Annotated in this window: 15 protein-coding genes; 4 read left to right on the top strand and 11 right to left on the bottom strand. The window is 62.7% G+C overall.

What is annotated here, in order from left to right:
* The 3 genes from QQK95_RS14720 to QQK95_RS14710 all read right to left on the bottom strand — a co-directional run bounded on the left by QQK95_RS14720 (position 1) and on the right by QQK95_RS14710 (position 3,651).
* The gene (locus QQK95_RS14720; protein ID WP_284273705.1) at positions 1 to 972 is read right to left on the bottom strand and encodes an alpha/beta hydrolase; all 972 of its coding nucleotides are present in this window, start codon (positions 970 to 972) and stop codon (positions 1 to 3) included.
* Between the two features lie 234 nt (positions 973 to 1,206).
* The gene (locus QQK95_RS14715) at positions 1,207 to 1,392 is read right to left on the bottom strand and encodes a hypothetical protein (protein ID WP_284273704.1); all 186 of its coding nucleotides are present in this window, start codon (positions 1,390 to 1,392) and stop codon (positions 1,207 to 1,209) included.
* A gap of 189 nt (positions 1,393 to 1,581) precedes the next feature.
* On the bottom strand, positions 1,582 to 3,651 hold the full coding sequence (locus tag QQK95_RS14710) for an ASKHA domain-containing protein (protein ID WP_284273702.1): 2,070 nt from the start codon (positions 3,649 to 3,651) through the stop codon (positions 1,582 to 1,584).
* A gap of 71 nt (positions 3,652 to 3,722) precedes the next feature.
* On the opposite strand from QQK95_RS14710, the gene QQK95_RS14705 reads away from it, so the two are divergent.
* Positions 3,723 to 3,983 carry a hypothetical protein gene (locus tag QQK95_RS14705; RefSeq protein ID WP_199642442.1) on the top strand — a complete coding sequence of 87 codons (261 nt, stop codon included), beginning with the start codon at positions 3,723 to 3,725 and terminating at the stop codon, positions 3,981 to 3,983.
* 79 nt (positions 3,984 to 4,062) lie between these two features.
* Here QQK95_RS14705 and QQK95_RS14700 read toward each other — a convergent pair whose 3' ends face one another.
* From QQK95_RS14700 to QQK95_RS14675, 6 genes are all read right to left on the bottom strand, one after another.
* The gene (locus QQK95_RS14700; RefSeq protein WP_010910015.1) at positions 4,063 to 5,037 is read right to left on the bottom strand and encodes a methyltetrahydrofolate cobalamin methyltransferase; all 975 of its coding nucleotides are present in this window, start codon (positions 5,035 to 5,037) and stop codon (positions 4,063 to 4,065) included.
* Between the two features lie 81 nt (positions 5,038 to 5,118).
* Complete coding sequence (locus tag QQK95_RS14695; protein WP_284273698.1) at positions 5,119 to 6,210, bottom strand: methylenetetrahydrofolate reductase; 1,092 nt, start codon at positions 6,208 to 6,210, stop codon at positions 5,119 to 5,121.
* On the bottom strand, positions 6,207 to 6,803 hold the full coding sequence (locus QQK95_RS14690) for a methylenetetrahydrofolate reductase C-terminal domain-containing protein (protein ID WP_284273697.1): 597 nt from the start codon (positions 6,801 to 6,803) through the stop codon (positions 6,207 to 6,209). Before QQK95_RS14690 ends, QQK95_RS14695 begins: the two co-directional genes overlap by 4 nt.
* Complete coding sequence (locus QQK95_RS14685; RefSeq protein WP_095199797.1) at positions 6,796 to 7,098, bottom strand: virulence factor; 303 nt, start codon at positions 7,096 to 7,098, stop codon at positions 6,796 to 6,798. The genes QQK95_RS14690 and QQK95_RS14685 overlap by 8 nt, the downstream gene beginning before the upstream one ends.
* Before the next feature lie 202 nt (positions 7,099 to 7,300).
* On the bottom strand, positions 7,301 to 8,083 hold the full coding sequence (locus QQK95_RS14680) for a formyl transferase (protein WP_284273692.1): 783 nt from the start codon (positions 8,081 to 8,083) through the stop codon (positions 7,301 to 7,303).
* A gap of 86 nt (positions 8,084 to 8,169) precedes the next feature.
* Positions 8,170 to 8,745 (bottom strand): DUF4893 domain-containing protein, encoded by a 576-nt coding sequence (locus tag QQK95_RS14675; protein WP_284273690.1) that lies wholly within the window; start codon positions 8,743 to 8,745, stop codon positions 8,170 to 8,172.
* Between the two features lie 140 nt (positions 8,746 to 8,885).
* Between QQK95_RS14675 and QQK95_RS14670 the strand changes: the two genes are divergently transcribed.
* Positions 8,886 to 9,809 (top strand): NAD-dependent epimerase/dehydratase family protein, encoded by a 924-nt coding sequence (locus QQK95_RS14670; RefSeq protein ID WP_284273688.1) that lies wholly within the window; start codon positions 8,886 to 8,888, stop codon positions 9,807 to 9,809.
* 10 nt (positions 9,810 to 9,819) lie between these two features.
* On the opposite strand, the gene QQK95_RS14665 is transcribed toward QQK95_RS14670, so the two are convergent.
* Complete coding sequence (locus tag QQK95_RS14665; protein WP_284273687.1) at positions 9,820 to 10,449, bottom strand: DUF1638 domain-containing protein; 630 nt, start codon at positions 10,447 to 10,449, stop codon at positions 9,820 to 9,822.
* Positions 10,450 to 10,502: 53 nt separating this feature from the next.
* Between QQK95_RS14665 and QQK95_RS14660 the strand changes: the two genes are divergently transcribed.
* A complete protein-coding gene (locus tag QQK95_RS14660) occupies positions 10,503 to 10,640 on the top strand; it encodes an entericidin A/B family lipoprotein (protein WP_019858698.1) in 138 nt (45 codons plus the stop codon).
* 84 nt (positions 10,641 to 10,724) lie between these two features.
* Here QQK95_RS14660 and QQK95_RS14655 read toward each other — a convergent pair whose 3' ends face one another.
* Complete coding sequence (locus QQK95_RS14655) at positions 10,725 to 11,423, bottom strand: corrinoid protein (RefSeq protein WP_032930649.1); 699 nt, start codon at positions 11,421 to 11,423, stop codon at positions 10,725 to 10,727.
* Between the two features lie 289 nt (positions 11,424 to 11,712).
* Here QQK95_RS14655 and QQK95_RS14650 point away from each other — a divergent pair, with 289 nt between their 5' ends.
* On the top strand, positions 11,713 to 13,287 hold the full coding sequence (locus tag QQK95_RS14650) for a trimethylamine methyltransferase family protein (protein WP_284273632.1): 1,575 nt from the start codon (positions 11,713 to 11,715) through the stop codon (positions 13,285 to 13,287).
* Positions 13,288 to 13,738: the final 451 nt, after the last annotated feature.

The following is a 13,738-nucleotide window of genomic DNA, read 5'->3' as shown; positions in this document are numbered from 1 at the left end:
CTATTCCGCCGCCTCGGCGGAGGGCGCTTGAAACCTCGTATTCCCGTCTTGCCTGACTGGCCCGTCTTGCCTGACCGGTGAGCGGTTCTCGCCGAGGAACATAATGATGTGCTGGCGGGCGCGACGCGATTCCGGCATGTCGATCAGCGGCCAGGCGTGGAACATACCTTCCTCGTGGACGACATCGATCTCGACGCCGGCGGCGCGCGCCTTTTGCGCGAAGATCAGATTGTCGGGGGTGAGAAGATCGCGCGAGCCGGTCAAAAGCAGCGTTTTCGGCAGCACCGACAGGTCGCCATAGATCGGGCTGATGTGCCAGTCGCTGCGATCGATGCCGGCGCTGTACATCCGGATCGCTTCGAGGCCGCCCGAGATACCGAGCCAGGGGTCGTTGCGCTCGGCCTCGAACAGGTCGGGGTTGGAAAGCGACATGTCGAGGCCGGGTGAGATCAGCACGTGGCGCGAGGGCAGGGGCAAGCCTTCTTCCGCGGCCATCATGGTCAGCACCACGGCCATGTTTCCGCCGGCGGAATCGCCCATGAAGACGATGTCTTCCGCCTCCGTCTCGTCGAGCATCTGGCGATAGACGTCGCCGACCATGCCGAACATGGCGTGGAAATCGTGTTCCGGGGCGATGGGATAGATCGGCACGGTGATGCCATAGCCCAGCCGGTCGGCCATTTCGGCAATCAGGTGCCAGTGATAGGGCGTGATTTCAAAGACATAGGCGCCGCCGTGCAAATAGAGAATCCGCTTCTGCTCGCCTGCTCTTGGTGCGACTTCGTAGACCGGAAAACCATCGACGATCCGTGTCTGGATGTCGAAGCGCTGATGCAGCGAAGCCGGTGGATGGTGATCCTCGGTCTTGCGCGCGGCCGCGATCCAGCGCTGCAGGTTTTCCGGGCTGGCAAACGCCTTCTTGCGGCTGTACCTGAGCACGAAGGACACGAGGTGGCTTTTCAAACTTGGCATGCGGATACACGAACTTCGGCTGCAGCCGACTAAGAGAAACCTCCACTATCTCCGAAGATCGTACGCTGGCCCGAAATGTCAAGTTTTGCGCTCTGCCCGCACGGCGGTGTGATCCGCGCCGCTGACGTCAGCGGCGCGGCAAAAGGGCCGTGCGCAGCCGGTTGCTGGTGTCAGCCGGGGATTTCCGAGATCCCCGGCGCCTGCCGAGCAATTTGCATTTGTCGGCGAATGTCATCAGCGCGCGGTGCCCAGGAGCAGCGACGTAAGCGCGGCCTGCGGGTCGCTGGGCGGCGATGCCGGCCAGCCAATGTCCTTCTGGACATGCGCCGGCAGGCTGTTCAGCGCGCGGATCGCCTTGTTCCTGGCATGGTTCTGCCTGATGGTCACACCGAAGCGGCCGAGATTTCCGAACATCGACATTTTCATCTCCCTTGAAGAACGGCGACGACCGAGGATTATCTTCGGCCGCCGTTCGATGCGGGGTAAATGCGCCTGCCATGTATCGGATGGATTTCGCGAAAACAGCGTTTCGGTTTCCGGATCGGTTCGATCCGGAAACATTTGCGTGCAAATGAGTTTGAGGTTTGAGGCGGCCCGTGAAGGTCGCGTCTATTCGCGGCCGCGCCTTGCCGCGTGGCCTTCGCGCGAGCGCCGGCGCGGGGTGGCGTCACCGGCGATGCCGTCCTCGCTGACCGTCTTGCGCGGCGGCAGTTTCACCGCCGCCGACAGTTTCGGGAACGGGTCGACCTTGTTGGGCAGCGCCATGGCGTAGACGAAGTGCTCCTGGAATTTCGGTTCCAGCGCGGTCTCGATCTTCTCGATCTGGCTCACCGTCTCCTCGATCTCACGGCGATAGCCGCGGTTCAAGAGCGCCATGCGTGCGCCAGCACCCGCGGCGTTGCCGACGGCCGAGACCTTGTCGAGGTCGCAATCGGGGATCAGCCCCAGCACCATGGCGTATTTCGGATCGATGAAGGAGCCGAAAGCGCCGGCGAAGTGGATGCGGTCGACATGCTCGGTGTTCTGCTTTTCCATCAACAGCTTGGTGCCGGCATAGAGTGCTGCCTTGGCGAGCTGGATGGCGCGCACGTCGGTCTGGGTGATGGTGATCTTCGGTTCGCCTTCCTTCAGCACATAGGAGAAGGTGCGGCCATTGGCGGTGACGCGCGGAGAGCGCGCGGCCAGCGATCCGTCGACGACGCCGTCCTCCGAGATGATGCCGGCGAGATACATCTCCGCCACGATCTCGATGATGCCAGAGCCGCAGATGCCGGTGACGCCGGTCGCCTGCACGCTTTCCAGGAAGCCCGGTTCGTCGGACCACAGTTCCGAGCCGATGACGCGGTATTTTGGTTCCAGCGTGTCGGGGTCGATGCGCACGCGCTCGATGGCGCCGGGGGCGGCACGCTGGCCGCCGGAGATTTCGGCGCCCTCGAAAGCCGGACCGGTCGGCGAGGAGGCCGCCACGACCCGCGCACGATTGCCGAGCACGATCTCGGCATTGGTGCCGACGTCGACGATCAGCATCATCTCGTCCTGGCGATGCGGGCCTTCCGACAGCGTCACCGCCGCCGCGTCGGCGCCGACATGGCCGGCGATGCAAGGCAGCATATAGAGGCGCGCACCCTGGTTGAGCTTGAGGCCGATGTCGGAGGCCTTGATACGCACCGCGCCCGAGACGGCAAGGGCGAAGGGGGCGCCGCCGAGTTCGGTCGGATCGATGCCGAGGAACAGATGGTGCATGATCGGATTGCCGACGAAGACGGAATCCAGGATGTCGTTGCGCTGGACATTGCCCTCCGCGCAGACCTTGTCGACAAGGCTGGAGATCGCCTCGCGCACGGCCACCGTCATGCCTTCGCGGCCGTCCGGGTTCATCATCACATAGGAGACGCGGCTCATCAGGTCCTCGCCGAAGCGGATCTGCGGGTTCGAGGTGCCGGACGAAGCGGCGACGCGGCCCGACAGCAGCGACACCAGATGCATGGCAATGGTGGTCGAGCCGATGTCGCAGGCCAGCCCATAGGCCTCGTTCTTGAGGCCCGGCCACAGCGCGATCACGCGCGCGATGTCGCTCTCGGCATCCTTGTGGATGGCTGCGGTCGCGGTCCAATTGCCCTTGCGCAATATGCCTTGCACCTGCGGCATCAGGTAGAAGTCGAATTCGAGGTTTTTGAAGCCCCAATCCTTCATCAGGGCGATCTTGAGCCGGTCGAGATCGCCGAGCGGCTTGTGCATGTCGGGCTCTTCTATCTCGACATAGCACATGCGGATCGCCGTATCGCGGGCGATCACCCTGGTATCCGCATCCTTGCGGATGGTCTGCGCGTTGATGACCGTGTCCTGCGGCACGTCGATGACGAGGTCGCCGAGGATCTGCGCCGAGCAGGAGAGGCGACGCCGCTCAGGCAGGCCGCGCACACGCTCGTAGCGCTCTTCCTTAGGTCCTTTGGGCGAGATGTGGTCGTTGGAGGACACAATCTTGTGCTTGGCGAAATTGCCTTCCTGCACCTCGATCTGGCAGCGCCCGCACGTGGCGCGGCCGCCGCACACGCTCTCGACATAAACGCCGAGCTGGCGCGCGGCATCGAGCACCGGCGTGCCGACGGGAAACCGCCCGCGCTTGCCCGACGGCATGAACAGCACGAGTGGATCGGTAATGTTGGCAGGCGAGTTCATGCGTACACGTGTCTCGGAAGGGATTGTCGATACCGTTTAACGGATCGTTTCACTATTGGGCGGAGTGTCTGATGGTCCAGAGGCCAATCATGTCCGATCTCCTGCTGTCCAGCATATTCACCGCTTTTACCATGGTGCGGGTGCTGAAGGGCCCGTGGCTGCGCAATCCGCAATATCTGGCCACCGGAATTCTCGGCGCGATTGTCGCGGTGCTGCTGCTGCACGGGCTGTGGCCCGCCTATGACGATGACTTCGTCATAGGCGGCGTGACGGGCATATTCGGCTCGTGGGCGGGAATGGCGTTGTTCGACGCCATATTGGGCATCGCCTGACCGCAACGCAGACGCGTCCGACCGCATCGATGATGCGATCGGTCCAGCGTGGTTTGCAGTCCGGTTCACGATTGCGCGCTTACCCCCGACCCATGCGGGCTTCGCGGCCGCCGCGACGGCGGCCACCGTTTGCAGCGCCATCGCCTGGCGCATTGACCTGCGTCGGCGCCGCGACCGCATGGCCGCCTTCGGCCGGCTTGTAATCCTTGTAGGTCCTGATCCAGTTGGTGCAGTTCTCGTCGGTGCCGTTGAGCACATTGGCGCCGCGCACGGCTTCCATTTCCTGCGGACGCACCGGGTTCATGATGGCTGATGTCATGCCGGCGCCGATCACCATCGGGATGAAGGCGGCGTTGATGCCATGGCGATGCGGCAGGCCGAAGGAGATGTTGGACAGGCCGCAGGTTGTGTTGACCTTGAGCTCTTCGCGGAGCCGACGCAGCAGCGCGAACACCTGGCGACCGGCATCGCCGAGCGCGCCGATCGGCATGACCAGCGGGTCGACGACGACGTCGTGCGCGGGAATGCCGAAATCGGCGCAGCGCTGGACGATCTTCTTGGCGACGGCGAAGCGCACGTCCGGATCCATCGAAATGCCGGTCTCGTCATTGGAAATGGCGACGACCGGGACGTTGTATTTCTTGATCAGCGGCAGGATGGCTTCGAGCTTTTCTTCCTCGCCGGTGACGGAATTGACCAGCGGGCGGCCCTTGGCGACCTTGAGTGCCGCCTCGATCGCGGCGGTGACCGAGCTGTCGATCGACAGTGGCAGGTCGACGAGACCCTGGACGATCTCCAGCGTCTGCACCAGCAGCGCCGGCTCGGTGGCGTTGGGGTCGACGGCGGTGACGCCGGCATTGACGTCGAGCATGGTGGCGCCGCAGGCGGCCTGTTCCAGCGCGTCCTTGATGACGGTCTCGAAATTGCCGGCGACCATCTCGGCGGCGAGCTTTTTGCGGCCGGTCGGGTTGATGCGCTCGCCAATCACGCAGAAGGGCTGGTCGAAGCCGATGATGATTTCTCGTGTCGCCGAGGCAACGATGGTCCGGGTCATGAAATCTCTCCGTCGTGATATAAAGAGTTCTTTATATCGTTATCTCTTTTCGATCAAGCGAATGGTGGTCCCCCGCGCGGATCAATGCGCGGTCTTCACCATATCCACCTGGGTTTCGGTAATCTCGTCGTGCAGGATGTGGTCGAGCCGGTCGGCAACCATCTGGTCGTCGCGACGGATTTCGCGCTTCCAGGGCTGGCGGCCCTTGAGCACGCCCGATTCATCGACGATCTCGGCGACATATTCCTCCTGGCGGTAGGCCATCACATGGATGCCCGAGATGCCGGGGATTTCCTTCACCTCGTTGATGATGTCGATGCAGAGCTGCTTGCCTTCCTTCTTCTGGTCCTGCGCGCCTTCCAGCCGCTTGATGACGGCATCCGGGATGTGGATGCCCGGCACGTTGGAGCGGATCCACTTGGCGGTCTTGGCCGAGGCGAGGGGGCCGACGCCACACAGGACGAACACTTTTTCGGTGTGGCCGAGATCGCGCGCCTTCTGCATGAAGGTCCTGAACATCGGCACGTCGAAACAATACTGCGTCTGCACGAACTGCGCGCCGGCGGCGATCTTCTTGCCGAGGTGGATCGGGCGGAAATCGAAGGGCGGCGCGAACGGGTTGACGGCAGCGCCGAGGAAGACCTGCGGCGGCGTCGTCAGCTTGCGGCCGGACAGGAACTTGCCGTTGTCGCGCATGATGCGGACGGTCTCGAGCAGCGACATGGAATCGAGGTCGAACACCGGCTTGGCGCCGGGCTGGTCGCCGGCCTGCACGCCGTCGCCGGTCAGGCACAGCATGTTGGCGACGCCCATGGCGGCACCGCCCAGCACGTCGCCCTGGATGGCGATGCGGTTCTTGTCGCGACAGGCGATCTGCATGATCGGGGCATAGCCCATGCGGGTCAGCAGCGCGCAGATGCCGACCGAGGACATGTGGCAGTTGGCGCCGGAGGCATCGACGGCATTGATGGCGTCGACCCAGCCGTCGAAGATCTTGGCCCGGTTGTAGACGTCCTCGGGGTCGGCGCTGTCGGGAGGATTGAGCTCGGTCGTCACGGCGAATTCACCGCGCCGCAGCACACGCTCCAGCCGGCCGCGGGACGAATGGCCGGGCAAGGGATCGAGCGGCAGATGGATGCCGGCCGGGTTCTCGTCGCGCTGACGGGCGCTCATGCGGCGGCTCCGGTCTTTGGCGCGGCCGCGGTTTCACGGGCGGCGGCGGCCTGCGCGGTGACCCGCAGCCAGGCGGAGGTTTCGCGCAGCGACTGGTCGACCGGCTTCTGCACGGTCAGGATCTTGTCGGAGTTGACCATGTTCTGCGAGCCTTCCCAGGCCTTGACCCAGACGCAGGGCATGTCGGGCTCGACCTCGCAATTGCCATTGGCCCGCACGCCGCCGCAGGGGCCGTTGCGCAGCTGCTTGGGGCAGTTCATCGGGCATGACATGCCGGTCGAGGACAGGATGCACTGGCCGCACATGCGGCAGTCGAACATGAACCCCTTGACGCGCTTCTCGACGAATTTGATCGGGGCCTCGACACGGCCGTAGCCGATGCCTTTCCACAGGGGATGGAGGAGCAGGAACATGTCGGCGAAACGGGAATAGAACCATTCGAGCAGGCGCGAATGCCGGATCGACCACAATCTCACCGCGAAGGAGCGCTGCACGCGCCGCTGCGGCGACACGTCGGCCGGCTTGTAGTCGGATTTCGGCGCCGCCTTCTTGACCAGGGTGGCCTGGGTAACCGTTGGTTGGGTCTCAGACATTTTCTTTGCCGCCCGCCTTGACCAGAGCGACCAGCCGCTCTCGGTCATATTTCGCGTCGAGGTCCTGGAAAGCCTTCTCGACCTCGGCTTCGAGATCGTCGCCGACGGGAACCGGATCGGCCTTGCGCCATTCGGCCAGATAGTCGTCGGTGCCGCCGGCGCCGGTGCGCATGGCGCACATGTCGATAGCCTCGGTGAAGCGCAACGGCAGCTCGCGCTTGGCATTCTGCCGGCCCTTCTTGACGATGACCTGGGCAGGGATGTCGCGCCAGTAGACGACGATAAGATCGGCCATGAATTCTCGCTCCTCGATCTCAGAGCATTGCCGGATGCGCAATGGACCCGCTTGTTATGGGACGACGCGCGCGCATTCAAAAGCGACGCATTTCAATGTCGTAAAATGAAAGGTGTGTTTATTCGTTCGCGGGGCGCACCGGCGGCAGGGTCGGCGTGCCGAAAAGTGGCCGCTCCTCGTGCGACACCGGGCTGATGAGACCCTACCAGATTCCGGTTCTGAGGCCGGTCCAGACGTAGAACCAGATCGTCGGATGATACCACTGTTTGGAAGGCAGGCCGGGATCGAAAGTCGTGAGTCTTCCGGCCAGTGCATCGCTGACGGCCTCGACGCAGATGTCGCGCGAGAACGCCGTCTGGCGGAGCGCGTGACTTGAGATGGTGTCGCCTTTTTTCGGTCTGCCGCGCGCCTGCTTCAGCACGCCGCCAGTGTCGACGCCAGCGTCGACGAGATGGACGGTCGTGCCGAAATTCTGCGCATCACCGGAGACAAGAGCCCAATAGCCGCCATTCATGCCGCGATATTTCGGCGTGATGCCGGCATGGTAGTTCAGCACCGGGCAGGGCATTTTGCGCAGCATCTCGGCCGAGATCAGTCGGCAACCGTTGAGCAGCACGACGCCTGGCTGGATCTTCTGGATCGCCTGCAGGCACTCAGGCCCATTGGCCGACGCTACACGGATGATCTCCTGGCCTGGTCGCGGCTCAACCTCAAGTCTCTCCTCGGCAATCAACCGCGCGCCATGGCTGGCCAGGAGCCGCTTGCCCAACCTGCTCAACACCATCGTGCCAAGCTGGCCCATGGCCGAGACCCAACCCTGGCGGCGAGCCCGACCACGCAGCAATTGCTTTTTGGATTCAGGGGTTTCGAGGATGACGCTGACAGGGCCAACGCGATCGGCGATTGCGTTGATCATGGCCCAGACATGCTGGCCGCCGCCGGTCACGACGACGATCGGCGCACTGGTTGCGACCGGTGAAGACATAGCCCGCTTTCCTGCCTTGCACGCGGCCGGCTGCCGCATGCTGGCCGGATTTGTGCCGGAATGGGGTTAAATCTTGATGACCACGCTCAGCGCTTGAACTCGATGATGTCGAGCTTCGATTCGTAGTAGGGCGCGGGAAGTTCGATACGCCATTCGCCGGCACCGGTGCGGAAGGCATAGCCGACCTGGTCGGTCTGCGGGCCGCTGCCATAGGGCTTTGCCCGATCATTGTTGACAGAACCGGAGCCGAGATAGATGGCGCGCTTCTCGTTGTCGTCGAAAAAGCGGCCTTGGGTGCGCTGCGAGCCGCTGATCTTTTCAAGCCGCCAGCCGGAACCATCGTCGGTCACCTTGCACTTGAACCAGCCATAGATCACGAGCGGGCTCAAACCGCCCGCCTTGATGGTGCGGCACTTCCAGTTGCCGGTCAGGTCCTTGTCGGAGAACGACACCAGCGGCTTGGCCAGCAAGGCATCCAACTGTTTGACCTCGGCCGGGCTGCCCGCTTTCGCCTCGGCGAGCGCCGCCTTGCGCGTCTCGCCATAGTTGTCGAGGCGGACCTTGTCGGCGGGCGTGATCAGCTTCTGCACCTGGCCGTCGGCAAGAGCGGGCAGGGTGCAGCAGAGCAGGCCGATGGCGGCAAAAAAGGGACGAAGGATCATCTGGAACTCCCTGGAGTCTGCAAAAATGGCAGTTGATGTCTGGAGCGGCGCCGTTGCCGGCCGATGGCTGATTTTATCGGGTCGATTGCGTCTGTCATCCGTGCTTAACAGCGTCGCCGTCAGAAATCATGGTGTGACACATGCGAATCTTGCTCACGGGATCGTCGGGTTGGCTGGGCAGCGCGCTGGCGCCGCGCCTGCGCGCGCTTGGCCATGAGGTGATTGGCCTCGACCCTGTTCCTTCGGTGGAAACGCAGATGATCGGCTCGATCGCCGATCGCGATCTGGTCATGCGGGCAGTCGGGGATAATCGAATCAAAGCCATCGTTCACAGCGGCGCGCTGCACAAGCCCAATATAGAGAGCCGCACCAACAGCGATTTTATCGCCACCAATGTGCAAGGCACGCTGAACCTGCTCGACGCGGCGGTGGCGGGCGGCGTGCAGCGCTTCGTCTTCACCTCGACCACCTCCCTGATGATCTCGCAGGCGATACGCGACGGCTTCAAGGGCGGTGCGCGCAAGGCCGCCTGGCTGACCGAGGCGATGTCGCCCGAGCCGCGCAACATCTATGGTGTCACCAAGCTTTCGGCCGAACATCTCTGTCGCCTCTATCATCTGCAGCATGGCCTGCCGGTGGTCGTGCTGCGCACGGCCCGTTTCTTTCCCGAAGCCGACGACATGGCGCATACGATCGAACAGTCTGACGCCAACACCAAGGCGAACGAATTGCTGTTCCGCCGGCTGACAGTGGAAGACGCGGCGGAAGCCCATGTCGCGGCATTGGAGAAGGCGCCGCAGCTCGGTTTCGATACTTTTATCATTTGTGCGCCGACGCCGTTCCAGCCCGATGACTGCGATGCGCTGATCAGGGATGCACCAGCCGTCGTCGCGCGCTATTTCCCCGACTTTCCGGCGCTCTATGCGCGAAAGGGCTGGTCGATGTTTTCCTCCATCGATCGGGTGTACGACGCGTCGCGGGCGAGAGACCGGCTGGGTTTTGTCTGCAGAACGAGTTTTGCCGATGTTCTGGCGGCGCTGAGGGCGGAGGAGGAGGCCGCCTAGCGCATTGCGATCAGGCGACCTTCGCTGCCTGCGCCATTTCGACCGTCAGGTCGCCATAGCCGGTGGCGCGCCGCTCATAGGCGAGGCCGAGCAGGGCGGCGGCCTTTTCCGCGACCTTGTCGAGTTCCGGGTCGTCGGTCTGGGCGAGATAGACCAGCTTTTCGTAGTTGCCGAAATAGTCCTTGATCAGTTCCGGGTGCTTGTCGAGGCCGAGCGGCTTCATGAAGAAGGCATCGAACTGGCGGCACAGGAAGTCCGTCATATAGAAGGACATCATGTCGTCTTCGGCGACCTTCGCATAGGCCTCCATGCCTTGATAGAAGGCAAAGCAGTGCGGGCCGGCCATCCGCTCGACGCCATGCTTCTCGATGACGCGGTCGAGCAGGCCACCGGTGCCGCAATCGGCATAGCCGACGAAGATGTGCTCGTACCCCTCCGCCTTGGCCTTCTCGATCGCTCTATCCATGGCGGGCGCGATGCGGTCGGGATAAAAATGAAACTCGGCCGGCAGGCACGTCAGTTCCAGGTGAGTGAGCCCGAGCTGTTCCTTGACGGCCAATACCTCGCGCGCAATCATCCCGCAGGCGATGACAAGCAGCCTGTCAGTTTGATTCGGTTTGGTTTTTTGCGTCTTGACCAAGTCGAGCGGCTTTCGCTGCGGGGCTAATTTATCTGTCGAGGGAGACACCGTCCATGAAACTGCTGCGTATCGCACCCATTGCCATCCTTGCCTGCGCACTTGCACTCACCGCCTGCGCCAACACCATTCGGGGTGTCGGCAAGGATGTCAAATCGACGGCGAGGGCGGTCAAGGACACTGTCGCCAACTGACCGGCAGCCTCTTCCATCATCTGGGTACAAAAAAGCCGCGCTGCAAGGCGCGGCTTTTCTTGTCGGTTATCCTGATGCCTTGGGTCAGGCCGAAGCGCGGACATTGTGCTTGCGCTTCATGAAGTCCTTGGCGGTTTCGACCGCCACAGCGGCATCGCGGCAATAGGCGTCGGCGCCGACGGCCTTGCCGAATTCCTCGTTGAGCGGCGCACCGCCGACCAGCACGACATAGTCGTCGCGGATGCCCTTTTCCTTCATCGTGTCGATGACGACCTTCATGTAGGGCATGGTGGTGGTCAAAAGCGCCGACATGCCGATGATGTCGGGCTGATGCTGCTCGATCGCATCGAGATATTTCTCGACCGCATTGTTGATGCCGAGGTCGATGACGTCGAAGCCGGCGCCTTCCATCATCATGCCGACGAGGTTCTTGCCGATGTCGTGGATGTCGCCCTTGACGGTGCCGATCACCATCTTGCCCTGCTTGGGGGCGCCAGTGGCCGCGAGCAGCGGACGCAGGATGAACATGCCGGCCTTCATGGCGTTGGCGGACAGCAGCACTTCGGGAACGAACAGGATGCCGTCGCGGAAATCCTCGCCGACGATGCGCATGCCTTCGACCAGCGCCTCGGTCAGCACCTTGTAGGGCGCCCAGCCGCGCTCCAGCAGGATGCGCGTGCCTTCCTCGATCTCTTCCTTCAACCCGTCATAGAGGTCGTCGTGCATCTGCTGCACCAACTCGTCGTCGGAAAGTTCAGAAAGGATGATCTCGTCGTCGGACATTTTTATCCAGCTCCTCACGGCATCGCGACTGTGTCGCAAGGCACAAAATATTAGCGTTCATACCTAACCCGCAACGGGCGGCTATCCATAGCTGATTTGCGACTTCCCGCAAAAGGAAAGCGACTGGAAAATCTATTGGTTTTCTTGTCGATTTTGCGACAGGCGTTGGCGCGGACGGGCCGTTTCGAATAGGGTGCATGGCTACGATCCGGCGAAAGCCGCGCCATGCGGCCACAACGGCTACGGACCAGCCATCGTCAGGCCAGGCCATATTCAGGGAAGAGCGATCATGAGCGAACACGCGGCAGTCGACCAGGAAGCGTCAAACGCGCGGCGTGGGCGAGGCGCGAGTGGCGGAGCGGCCGCAAGGCGCGCCGCGCGTTCCGGCGGCGGACCCGGCACCCAACTCACCTACATCAAGCGCAAGATCAACATCTATGAGGTGCTCGACGAGGAAGGCCTCGCGCTGATCGAGAAGAACACCGATACGGTGCTCGAAGAGATCGGCATCATCTTCCGCGACGACGCCGAAGCGTTGCAGCTGTGGAAAGAGGCCGGCGCCGACGTCAAGGGCGAGCGCGTGCATTTCCCGAAGGGGCTTTGCCGGTCGCTGCTGAAGACCGCGCCGTCCGTCTATACCCAGCACGCCCGCAATTCCGAACGCTCGGTGCAGATCGGCGGCAATGCCACCGTCTTCGCGCCGGTCTATGGCCCGCCCTTCGTGCGCGACCTTAACGGTGTCAGGCGCTACGCGACGATCGAGGATTTCCAGAATTTCGTGAAACTCGCCTATATGGCGCCGTCGATCCACCATTCGGGCGGCACGGTGTGCGAGCCGGTCGACGTGCCGGTCAACAAGCGCCACCTCGACATGATCTATTCGCACATAAAATATTCGGACAAGCCGTTCATGGGCTCGGTGACCGCGCCGGAACGCGCCGAGGACACCGTCGCCATGGCCAAGCTCGTCTTCGGCGACGATTTCGTCGAGAACAACACGGTGCTGACCAGCCTGATCAACGCCAACTCGCCGATGGTGTTCGACGAAACCATGCTGGGCGCGCTGAAGGTCTATTCGCGCCACAACCAGGCCTGCATCGTCACGCCGTTCATCCTTGCCGGCGCGATGAGCCCGGTGACGGTCGCCGGCACGCTGACGCAGGTTCTGGCCGAAGTGCTGGCCGGCGCATCGTTCACGCAGCTCATCCGTCCGGGCGCCCCGGTGCTGTTCGGCACCTTCGCCTCGTCGATCTCGATGCAGTCCGGCGCGCCGACCTTCGGCACGCCGGAGCCGTCGCTGGTGTCCTATGGCGCGGCACAGCTCGCACGACGTCTCGGCCTGCCGTTCCGCACCGGCGGTTCGCTCTGCGCGTCCAAGGTTCCGGATGCGCAAGCCGCCTATGAAAGCGCCAACACGCTGAACTCGACGATCCTGGCCGGCACCAACTTCGTCCTGCACTCGGCCGGCTGGCTCGAGGGCGGGCTGGCGTCCTGCTATGAAAAATTCATGATGGACATCGACCAGCTCGGCATGCAGCAGAAATTCTCCGAAGGCGTCGACCTGTCGGAGAACGGCCAGGCGATGGACGCCATCCGCCAGGTCGGCCCGGGCAGCCACTATCTCGGCTGCGACCACACGCAGGCCAATTTCCAGACGGCGTTCTACCGCTCCAGCATCGCCGACAACAATTCCTACGAGCAGTGGCTGGCCGAAGGCGAGAAGACCGCGCCGCAGCGCGCCAATGAGCTCGCCCGCCGCTGGCTGGAAAGCTACGAGGCGCCGCATCTCGATCCGAGCATCGACGAAGCCCTGAAGGAGTTCATCGCCAAGAAGAAGGGGTCGATGCCCGACGCCTTCACTTGAAAGGAGCCCGAGTCAGGCGGGGCTAAAGTCGCCAACATCATCCACAAGGAAGTCTGGCGGAGCGCCTTCTCCGACCCGGACAAGAAGGGATGATTGCGCGCGGAGGCAGACATGGCTCGAAGGAGTGCTTTCAAGGGGGGCGCGAACGATGTGGTCAGCTCCCTTGTCAGCCGTAACAACGACGTTGACGGGTATTGGGGCATTGGGCTGCTTCATTCGTTGGCGCGGGAGAATTCTACATCCAAAATTCGTATTGATTTGTCAGAAGCGTCGTGTGCGGCACTGCCGGCCTTCGCTTCGCTGATAAGGCGACATCGTTCGATGATCGAAGGGCAAGCGGCAGCCAAGGATTTGAGGTTCCAAGCGTCTTCGATTGAAGTCGAGTTCGATTTGCCAAGAGGCGGCTTCGGTATCGATTTCTGCAGGCGTGACGAGAACCCCTTTAGATGCT

The organism is Mesorhizobium huakuii, from assembly GCF_030160235.1.
Lineage (GTDB): Bacteria > Pseudomonadota > Alphaproteobacteria > Rhizobiales > Rhizobiaceae > Mesorhizobium > Mesorhizobium huakuii.
The sequence above is the reverse complement of the archived record's forward strand: the minus strand, read 5'-3'. Positions and strand labels throughout refer to the sequence as shown.

Bases quoted from the DNA above. Each gene is read 5' to 3' on its own strand.
- QQK95_RS14720 (WP_284273705.1), bottom strand. From the start codon at position 972: ATGCCAAGTTTGAAAAGCCACCTCGTGTCCTTCGTGCTCAGGTACAGC.
- QQK95_RS14715 (WP_284273704.1), bottom strand. From the start codon at position 1,392: ATGTCGATGTTCGGAAATCTCGGCCGCTTCGGTGTGACCATCAGGCAG.
- QQK95_RS14710 (WP_284273702.1), bottom strand. From the start codon at position 3,651: ATGAACTCGCCTGCCAACATTACCGATCCACTCGTGCTGTTCATGCCG.
- QQK95_RS14705 (WP_199642442.1), top strand. From the start codon at position 3,723: ATGGTCCAGAGGCCAATCATGTCCGATCTCCTGCTGTCCAGCATATTC.
- QQK95_RS14700 (WP_010910015.1), bottom strand. From the start codon at position 5,037: ATGACCCGGACCATCGTTGCCTCGGCGACACGAGAAATCATCATCGGC.
- QQK95_RS14695 (WP_284273698.1), bottom strand. From the start codon at position 6,210: ATGAGCGCCCGTCAGCGCGACGAGAACCCGGCCGGCATCCATCTGCCG.
- QQK95_RS14690 (WP_284273697.1), bottom strand. From the start codon at position 6,803: ATGTCTGAGACCCAACCAACGGTTACCCAGGCCACCCTGGTCAAGAAG.
- QQK95_RS14685 (WP_095199797.1), bottom strand. From the start codon at position 7,098: ATGGCCGATCTTATCGTCGTCTACTGGCGCGACATCCCTGCCCAGGTC.
- QQK95_RS14680 (WP_284273692.1), bottom strand. From the start codon at position 8,083: ATGTCTTCACCGGTCGCAACCAGTGCGCCGATCGTCGTCGTGACCGGC.
- QQK95_RS14675 (WP_284273690.1), bottom strand. From the start codon at position 8,745: ATGATCCTTCGTCCCTTTTTTGCCGCCATCGGCCTGCTCTGCTGCACC.
- QQK95_RS14670 (WP_284273688.1), top strand. From the start codon at position 8,886: ATGCGAATCTTGCTCACGGGATCGTCGGGTTGGCTGGGCAGCGCGCTG.
- QQK95_RS14660 (WP_019858698.1), top strand. From the start codon at position 10,503: ATGAAACTGCTGCGTATCGCACCCATTGCCATCCTTGCCTGCGCACTT.
- QQK95_RS14655 (WP_032930649.1), bottom strand. From the start codon at position 11,423: ATGTCCGACGACGAGATCATCCTTTCTGAACTTTCCGACGACGAGTTG.
- QQK95_RS14650 (WP_284273632.1), top strand. From the start codon at position 11,713: ATGAGCGAACACGCGGCAGTCGACCAGGAAGCGTCAAACGCGCGGCGT.